This window comes from Corynebacterium sp. HMSC22B11 (assembly GCF_001815965.1).
In the GTDB taxonomy this organism is placed as follows: domain Bacteria; phylum Actinomycetota; class Actinomycetes; order Mycobacteriales; family Mycobacteriaceae; genus Corynebacterium.
The window spans coordinates 58,296-67,402 of sequence record NZ_KV823508.1; the positions used below are offsets into that span (position 1 = coordinate 58,296).

Below are 9,107 nucleotides of genomic sequence, written 5' to 3' on the forward strand. Positions count from 1 at the left end.
ATTCGAGCAGGTGAGCGTCCCGACAGTGACAGCCGCCCGTGCGCTCGAGGAGCGGGCGGCACCGTCCGGTGTGGCCCGCTCCGGGGCGTTTCGACTGGCTGGTCTCGGTGTCGCGACCGCCGTTCTTGCTGTCGTTGTCATGCTCAGCGTTGGCGTCGGAGCTCGAGCTATCGCACTGCCGACGATCTGGGACGCGCTGTGGGCGTATGATCACACGATCGATGAGCACGTGATAATTCTCGAGCTGCGCGTGCCGCGCACGGTCGTCGGCTTGGTCGTGGGCCCGGCGCTCGGGATGTGCGGGGCACTGATCCAGGCGTACACCCGGAACCCCCTCGCTGATCCCGGCATCCTCGGCGTGAATGCCGGGGCGACGTTCGCGGTGACGATGGCGGTCGGGTTCCTCGGCATCGCCGCCCCGCTGGGCTACGTATGGTTCGCGTTGCTCGGCGCCGGCGCTGTCACGATACTCGTGTACGCGCTTGGCGCCGTCGGCGGCGGCAAAGCCACCCCGGCGAAGCTCACCCTCGCGGGTGTGGCGATCAGCGCAGTGCTGGGCGGCCTCACCACCGCGATCGTTCTCGGCAACCGTGACACCTTCGACGACCTCCGATTCTGGGGCGTCGGATCCATCGGCGGTCGACAGCTCGATATCGTCCTCTCCTTCGCGCCGCTGATTCTTCTCGGGCTCCTGCTCGGCCTTGGCACCGCCCGAGCGCTCAACGCCCTCGCGCTCGGAGACGAGCTCGCCGCCTCGCTCGGGGTTCGTGCCGGGCGGGTGCGGATCGTCGTGATCGTCGCCGTCACCCTGCTCGCCGGCACGGCGACCGCGCTGGCGGGACCGATCGGGTTCGTCGGGCTCATGGTGCCGCACGTCGTGCGCTGGTTCGTGGGCCCCGATCAGCGATGGATCTTCGCCTACACGATCGTCGTCTCACCGATTCTGCTGCTGCTGTCCGACATCCTCGGCCGAGTCATCCTCCCCAGTGGAGAACTGCGCGTAGGCCTTGTCACCGCCGTCATCGGTGCCCCGGTGCTCATCGTCCTCGCACGACGACGGGGGGTGAGCGGCCTGTGAGCACCTACTCCCGCCGCAGTCCCGGGCGCGACACCTTCGACCACGGATACCGCGCGATCGTCATTCGCGTGCCACGGGTCTCGGGCGTGGTCAGCGTACGTGTCCTCGCGGTCTGCGCCACCCTCGCACTGCTCACCCTGATCCTCGCGATCATCTCCCTCACCCTCGGCACCTACCCCGTGCCCCTCGGCGACGTCGTCGCCGCGCTCACCGGCACCGCCAGCAAGCAGACGAACATGCTCGTCTTGGGATGGAGACTGCCGCGGGCACTGTTCGCAATCGCCTGCGGCATCGCTCTCGCCATCGCCGGCGCCATCTTCCAAACCCTCACCCGCAACCCGCTCGGTTCCCCGGACATCATCGGCTTCTCCTCCGGCTCCTACACCGGCGCGATCCTCGTCATGCTCCTTCTCGGATCCACCCGCTACCTCGACATCGCCACGGGTGCCATCGTCGGCGGCATCATCACCGCCGCTATCGTCTATCTCCTCGCCACGGTGGGCGGATCCGTGCAATCGTTCCGGCTGATCATCATGGGCATCGGCGTCGCCGCCCTGCTCTCCTCGCTCAACTCCGCACTCATGTTGTCCACCAGCGTCGACACCGCTATGCTCGCCGCCGTCTGGGCAGCCGGATCCTTCAACGCACTCGGCCACGACCAGCTCTGGCCCATGTCAGCGCTCCTGCTCATCCTGCTCGCCGCCGTGACGATGCTCGCCCCGGGCCTGCGCCAGCTCGAACTGGGCGACGCCACCGCCCAATCGCTCGGCGTACGCGCCAACCGCACCCGCGCCCTCGCCGTCGTCGTCGGCGTCGCCCTCACCGCGCTTGTCACCGCCGCCGCCGGCCCCATCTCGTTCATAGCCCTGGCCGCCCCGCAGATCGCGCGTCGCCTGGTGCGCGGATCGGGACTACTGCTCGTCCCCTCGGCGCTCGTGGGCGCATTTAGCCTGCTCACGTCCGACGTCCTCGCCCAGCGCATCGGGGTGCCTGTCGGTGTCGTCACCGTCTCACTCGGCGGCGCATACCTCGCCTGGCTGCTAATCTCGGAGTTTCGGAGGAGAACATGACCACGACCAATCCCGCCACCGGCACCGTCGCCGTCGACGCAGTACGCACAGTCGCCGTGCGCGCCGGGTACGACAAGCGGATCATCGTCGATGGGGTCGACATCACCATCGCTCGCGGCTCGTACACCGCCATCATTGGCCCCAACGCATGTGGAAAATCAACCCTGCTGCGCACGATTGCCCGCGTCCTCCCGGCCCTCGATGGCGCGATCCTGCTCGACGGAGACGACATCCACCGTCTGCCACCGAAACAGCTCGCCACCCGGCTCGGCCTGCTTCCGCAGACCTCTCTCGCCCCGGACGGGATACGCGTCGCCGATCTCGTCGCCCGCGGGCGCTACCCGCACCAGGGTATGTTCGACCGGTGGTCCGCCGAGGACGAGGCCGCCGTCACCGCCGCCCTCGAAGCCACCGGCACCGCTGACCTGTCTGGAAGACTCGTCGAAGAACTCTCCGGCGGGCAGCGCCAGCGCGTCTGGGTCGCGATGGCCCTCGCCCAGCAGACCCCAGTCCTACTCCTCGACGAACCGACCACGTTTCTCGACATCTCCCACCAGTACGGGCTCCTCGAACTGTTCGAGACACTCCGCAGCGAGCTGCGCCGCACCATCGTGGTCGTCCTCCACGACCTCAACCAGGCCGCCCGGTACGCCGACCACCTCATCGTCATGAAGGACGGCGCGGTCGTCGCGTCCGGTGCACCAGACCAGGTCCTCACCGCCGAGCTCGTCGAGGACGTCTACGACCTTCCCTGCCTCATCCAACCCGACCCCGAAACCGGCACACCGCTGGTCATCCCTCGTCGCGTCGTCCGACGACCGCTTGCCTCCTGAGCCGGCAATCGCCAAGGCGCACAGCGACGTCTCACGGCGCTCGTTCACCCTCGCGGGTATCGCTCGCGAGCGCCCTGCGGGGATCTGTCGCAAGGGCAACGGCAGATGTCCGCCATACGAAAACAGCGACGGATAGCGTCGGAGCTAAGGGTTACCTTATCCCGCTGAATCATCTCTACTCGTGAGGACTGTCCATGCTCTCTATCTCCCGTCGCGCGGCGCTCGCCGTGCTGGCTTGCACTTTTCTCCTCTCCGGATGCGTTTCCCCACCTCCGCCCGCGGAGGCCGAGCAACGCGTCTTCGCCGAGCCGGAGGATGGTGCGTATCCGGTGACGATCGAGCACGCGTACGGGTCGACCGAGGTCACAACCCAGCCGAAGCGCGTCGTCGCAATCGGCTGGAGCGGCGCCGATATCGCGATCCAGTTCGGCACGGTTCCGGTCGCGCAAGGCCACGCAACCGGCATCGAAGCCGACTACTACCCGTGGGTCTCCGAAGCAATCGAGAAACTCGGTGCTCCCTTCCCCTCCGTGGACCCTTCATTGGAGCGCGGTGAGGTCGACCTGGAGTACGTCCTGATGCAGCAGCCCGATCTCATCGTCGCCATCAACTCCGGAATCACCGAGGCCGAGTATAAGGCGCTGTCAGAAATCGCACCGACGATCGCCTTCCCCTCGGAGCCCTGGGCGACCACGGTCGATGAGCATATTCAGATGATGGGTGCCGCGCTCGGGCGCCCGGCATATGCCACCCAGATCGAGAAAGACACCACGCAGCGCATCGCCGATGTCGCGGCAGCGCACCCCGAATTGTCGGGAGTCACTTACCTGCACAGCTTCCTGCCTTCCGACGACGGACAGGTCGTCGTCTTCGGCTCCGTCGACCCCCGAGCCCAGATTCTCGAAGCTCTCGGGCTTGAGCCCCTCGCCGGAACGCTCGAACTGCAGCGCAAGGCAGGCGACCCCGCCAGCTTCACCGTCAGCATGGAGCAGTTCCTCCAGCTGAACCCCGATGTCCACGTCGTCATCTCCGATGAGGACACCTGGCGCGAAGCCGTTGCCGCGAACGCCGCATTCCAGAGTTGGACGCCTGTGTCGGAGAACCGGGTCGCACTGATCGACGACCCCGCCACCGGGCTTGCCCTCGCTACCGCCACCCCGCTCGGCATCGACTGGGGCATCGACGCCATCGCCGACAGGATTAGCCGCGTCGTCACCGAGACCCGCGGGGAAGGAGGCGCATCGTGACCTCCGAGATGACTCGGGAAGCGCCGCGTCGGGCCGGGCGTCGCCGCGTTCTGGCTCCGTTCGTCGTTCTGGCTCTCGCGCTGTCTTTGACGGCGTGCGGATCATCGCCAGGCGACCGCCCGACCTCAGAGCAGCAGTCGGGCGCCTTCCCGATATCCGTAACACATGCGCACGGCGAGACGATTATCCAGTCAACCCCAGAACGAGTGGTTGTCCTCGGGGCCAGCGCCGAAGACGCGGTCGCCGCGCTGGGCGTCGTTCCCGTCGCGGTCCCCAAAGAATACGGCACACCGGACGGCTATAGCGATTGGTTCCGCGAGCATGTGACTGTCGAACTCGGTGCCGAACTGCCGCCGATTCTCTCGCCAGGAAAGGACGGTGCCTACGACCCAGAGGAGATCCTCAGTTACGCCCCGGATCTGATTTTCGCGCCATACTCCGGGATCACCGAATCCGACTATCAGCGGCTCAGTGAAATCGCCCCGACGATCGCCTATGCGCGCACACCGTGGACTTACGGTTCGTGGTCAGACATCGTCGAGCTCGCAGGCACCGCGCTGGGACGCCCTGAGCAGGCTGCGGAACTGATCTCACGAACGCAGGCAGCGATCGATTCAGCGCGCGATGCGCACCCTCAGCTCGAAGGGAAGACCTTCATCTTCGGCGAGTGGCTGGAAGACGGTTTCACGGACCTTGCCGTCTACTCGCCGGATGACCCCCGACCTACACTGCTTCGTGAGTTCGGGATGACTGACGACCCGTCCGTCGTTCAGGAAGTCGGCTCATTTGGGGACGACTACTACGGCTCCGTCAGCCTCGAGAGACTGGATGCGCTCACCACCGACGTGTTCATCGGATGGTCGAACTCCCCAGACAAGATCGCGCAGACTCTCGCCCATCCACTGATGTCGCGGTGGGCTCCGATTGCCGAAGGCCGCTACTACTACTTGGAAGACCCAGAGCTTCTGATGGCAGTCACCACTCCCTCCGTGTTGAGCGTCCCCTGGGCCGTCCAGCACGGATTCCTGGATGACATCACGTCCGCGCTCGGGGCCGATGCGGTTATACGCACCGGCGACGAATAGCCGTCGCCCTGAGCAGTGAACGGCGCCGTCTGCCGGCACGTAGATGGCAGAGATGACGTCATCGCGAATGGGTGGAAGCGGGCGGTGTGGTTTGGCTCACGATGATGTTTCGCAGCCGCCGCAGGCCCCGCTCCAGCTGTCGGGCCCCGGGGCGGCCGATACAGACCCGCAGACCAGATTCTGTGGCGGACGGATCGGTGCGAACCCGAAAGCGCCGCCACGACTGACAGCTGCCGGCAACTACTGACGTCAGAGATTCCATGTGACATCCGTGACGGCGACAAATCACGGCCGAACAGTCGGGAGCGCTGGACCAAGGTGCCTCGATGCTCGAATGGGGATCGGTCATAAAGACCGTGACCGCCCGGATCGTCGAACAACCTCACCGCGCAGGCACACGCGATCTATCGGCTCCCGTCAGCGTCTATCTCCCGGAGGCGAAGCCGCCACGAGAAGTCGATGTGCGCTCACGCTTCACGCACGCGTATACACCATCGGATACAAAGCCGGTCGAGCCGACAAGCTCGCCGCCAGGCTGGAGCGCCGACACCCACGCGTCTGAAAGCTCAGCGATACGCCAGGGCTTCGGCGCTATATCTCGCCGCCCGTAGACTGGAGCCGCGCAAACGCACACAATCACAGGTGAGTGTGTTTGGGGCACCTCGGCTACCCGAGCTCCACGTTCTCAGCGACATATGCGGCGGGCAAGGTGATCGTGGTTCGCCATTTCGAATGAGATCGACGGACTGTGAGTGATCCATCATCATGGGCCCTGGTCACGGTCCACCGGTCGCCATTTTTCACCCATCCACGCCCGAGCGAGAGTCGACGATCGTTCTTACGCGTGATGATGAGATCACCCCGTGAGGCTTCGTTCCCGTCGTGCAGGCCGACGCCGTCGAGGGCGACTTCGCCTGCGAGAATCCGGTCGGTGCGAGCTCGGGTATTGAGTTGGGAGACGGTGTCGAGGGTCTCGGCGATCAGCACGGAGGCTTTTCCTGCTGCCTGATCTGTTTGCCAGGCTTGATAGGCCTGCTCGATGATCTCTTCGTATCCGCCAGGGGTGATGCGGTCGTGATCGAGGTAGGTGTCGATGACGTCCGTGTCACCGATCCGCAAACCCAGAGAGGCGTGTTTCTCCCACTCGTTTCGGAACCGGCGCACATCAGTGAGATCCGGAGTATCGTCGCGTTCACGCACCAGCATCCCGAACGCCCCACCTGCGTCGACGGCAGCGAGTTGTGCCCAGTCACCGACAAGGAGCACTTTCGCGCCGACCGCTTTTGCGTGGACGGTGATGGTGTCGAGGGCGAGGGTTCCTGCGAGCGATGCCTCATCAATGATGACGAGTTGACCGGCGGTAAGGTTCCAGTTGCCGTGGCGGTGTTCGTGGAGCCACTTCGCTGTGTTCTCCGTAGCCACACTCAGATCCTCGGCTAGTACTTCGGCTGCTGCGGCTGATGGTGCGAGCCCGATGACTGAGCCTTGGCCGTGGCGTCTCTCCCATGCCTGGTGGAGGGCTCGCATGGTGGTGGTCTTCCCGGTCCCTGCGGGGCCAACGAGCACATCGAGAGTGCGGGCGGAGATCCCGATCTTCGCGATCGCCTGCTCCTGATCAGGCGACAACGCGTACCCGTCCTTGTTCTTCGTCCTTGCGGCCTGTTCGATCCAAGCGAGCGGCACCGTGGGTGCTGTGCGGTTCTCGGCAGCGGCGAGGAGTCGATCTTCTGCCGCGAGCACGCGTTCCGAGGAGAAGACCGTGGAAGCTCTCGGGCGGAACACACTCGCACCGTCAGGCTGTTGGAACACGGGCGGGCTCGACGCAAGCTCCGGCGGCGTCAACCGGAGGGAAGCTTGTTCGGCCGCGTCGACAATCTGCTGCGTGATGACGTCACGGTCCTGCGCGGTGGCGAACCGGAGCCCCATCGTTTGGCGGACGGCTTCGGCGTGGAGGTTCCATCGCTTCCACGTCGCACGCCGATCACCTACCCGCTCCACCACGACCGCAGCTACCGCATCGAGGTCATCGAGCGCGATGTCGTCAGCTCGCAGCAAGGGATCGGCTGCGCTACTTGTGAGGAGTGCTGCGGCCCAGGTCGGTGCGTCCTCTCCGAGTACCTCGGTGGCTCGTTCACGCCACTGGGCGGTGAGGTAGCTCAGGGAGTGCTGTTGCTTCGGTGGCCGGGTCTCGAGGGTTGCCTGTTGCCGGAACTGCCACAGCAGCTTCGGTGACGGCTGCCTGCCATGCTTTTCCACATAGTCAGCAACGAGACGGTCTTTGACCTGCTCGATATCGCGGGTACGGGAAGAGAACTCGTCCATCAACCCCTGTGATACCCCGGTGATCTCCCACGCCGTCGACCGACCCACACCACGTTCACGCGCTTCCCACCCGACACCGAGCACCTGGGTGATCCTGTCAGCGAGAACGGCGTTGTAGTGCTCCGATAGCCCGGTCACTGCGGCATGCAGGGCACGGGAATCAAGGGTGCGCCATTTCCCATCCCGTGCTGCTTGCACCCGGTTCGCGACGACCACATGGGTATGCAGCTGAGGATCGGACGCCCGTGAATCGTAATGGTCATATACCGTCGCGATCACACCCCGCACCGGCACTTGCGCGACCGCACCCCGCGGACCCTTGGCGCCCACCCTCGTCGCGGCCACGTCTCGTTCCAGTAGTTCGATCACGTCCTGGATTGCGGTGTGGTGTGCTTGCGCGATCAGTGCTTGGGTTCCTCCGTCGGCGACGGCCCAGAGGGTTGAGACGGACTTCGGGACGGAGAAGGTGAGATCGAAACCAGCGACAGGCGCTCCAGTCGGCTTCGCTGCTTCCTCAGCCTCGATCAACTCGACCTGGGAAGCGCGCTCGTCAGCAGTGAGTGTCTCGGGGAGTTTCTCAAGGCGACGCTGCACCCGCTCCGTCGCAGTGGCGAACTTTCGGTAGGGGCGACCAAGCTGCTCACCCGTGTTCGGGTCCTGCCCGTACCCCATGAGTCGCCGCAACTGCTCCTCAGACAAAGAGTCCCCGTTAGTGAGATCGCCGGAGAGCCCTGAAAGGCCCGACCCGATCCACGAGCCTGGCGGGGTTCCAGACTCCAGGTAATACCTCGTCAGCGCAGACGTGGTGTCTCGGTCACCGCCCCCAGTAACGACAGAGTTCAGCAGGTACCGGTACCCGTCACCGGCAGTCATCACCCGGATCGAGACCGTCATAGTTGAAAGGTGCGCCGAGCGCCCCTCCACCTCACCAGACCTACGGCGACCGCCTAGGCATCAACTAAGCCGAAGCCCCGCACACAAAGAATCGGACAGACCCAAGCAAGAGAGTGTCCGATTGTTTGTGTGCGGAGGCTTGGTTTACAAGTAGTCCGCGAATCGGTCGGGGTATGCCACAGCTAGTTGGTTGATGGCTTGTTTCCACCCGGTGGCTTTCGCTCCTTCAATATAGCCATTGCATTCGATGTCGCGCTTCGCTTTTTTCGCTCGCTGGGCAGCGCGCTTGTCCTCGATGTTGCAGATCATCAACCACAGCGTTTTCAGCGCCGCGGTGTCGTTCGGGAATTGCCCGCGGTTACGGGTAGCTTTCCGCAGTTCAGCATTGAGCGATTCGATCGAATTCGTGGTGTAGAGCACCCGGCGGGCCGCTGGCGGGAACTGTAAAAACGGCACGAACCGGTCCCAGGCGTCGCGCCAGACTTTGACCGATTGCGGGTATTTCCGGCCCAGTTCACTGGCTTCGAACGCGTCCAGGGCGTCGCGGGCGGTGTCCTCGTTGGCGGCCGTGTAGACCT

General features: G+C 64.8%; 7 protein-coding genes. 5 read left to right on the forward strand and 2 right to left on the reverse strand.

Annotated elements, in window-relative coordinates; translation table 11 throughout:
- The first annotated feature begins 10 nt into the window (after positions 1–10).
- The 5 genes from HMPREF3088_RS10565 (at position 11) to HMPREF3088_RS07825 (ending at position 5,313) form a co-directional block, all read left to right on the forward strand.
- Positions 11–1,078 carry a FecCD family ABC transporter permease gene (locus tag HMPREF3088_RS10565; RefSeq protein ID WP_083274226.1) on the forward strand — a complete coding sequence of 356 codons (1,068 nt, stop codon included), beginning with the start codon at positions 11–13 and terminating at the stop codon, positions 1,076–1,078.
- Positions 1,075–2,148, forward strand: coding sequence for a FecCD family ABC transporter permease (locus HMPREF3088_RS07810; RefSeq protein WP_246818117.1), 1,074 nt, complete (start codon positions 1,075–1,077; stop codon positions 2,146–2,148). Before HMPREF3088_RS10565 ends, HMPREF3088_RS07810 begins: the two co-directional genes overlap by 4 nt.
- The gene (locus HMPREF3088_RS07815) at positions 2,145–2,981 is read left to right on the forward strand and encodes an ABC transporter ATP-binding protein (RefSeq protein ID WP_070759185.1); all 837 of its coding nucleotides are present in this window, start codon (positions 2,145–2,147) and stop codon (positions 2,979–2,981) included. Before HMPREF3088_RS07810 ends, HMPREF3088_RS07815 begins: the two co-directional genes overlap by 4 nt.
- Before the next feature lie 194 nt (positions 2,982–3,175).
- Complete coding sequence (locus tag HMPREF3088_RS07820; protein ID WP_070759186.1) at positions 3,176–4,228, forward strand: ABC transporter substrate-binding protein; 1,053 nt, start codon at positions 3,176–3,178, stop codon at positions 4,226–4,228.
- Between the two features lie 206 nt (positions 4,229–4,434).
- A complete protein-coding gene (locus HMPREF3088_RS07825) occupies positions 4,435–5,313 on the forward strand; it encodes an ABC transporter substrate-binding protein (protein WP_168167048.1) in 879 nt (292 codons plus the stop codon).
- Between the two features lie 666 nt (positions 5,314–5,979).
- On the opposite strand, the gene mobF is transcribed toward HMPREF3088_RS07825, so the two are convergent.
- Entirely contained in the window at positions 5,980–8,529 is a 2,550-nt protein-coding gene (mobF, locus tag HMPREF3088_RS07830; RefSeq protein WP_070759187.1) for a MobF family relaxase, read from the reverse strand.
- A gap of 144 nt (positions 8,530–8,673) precedes the next feature.
- The coding region (locus HMPREF3088_RS07835; RefSeq protein ID WP_210401514.1) for a transposase at positions 8,674–9,107 on the reverse strand (434 nt) is incomplete at its 5' end.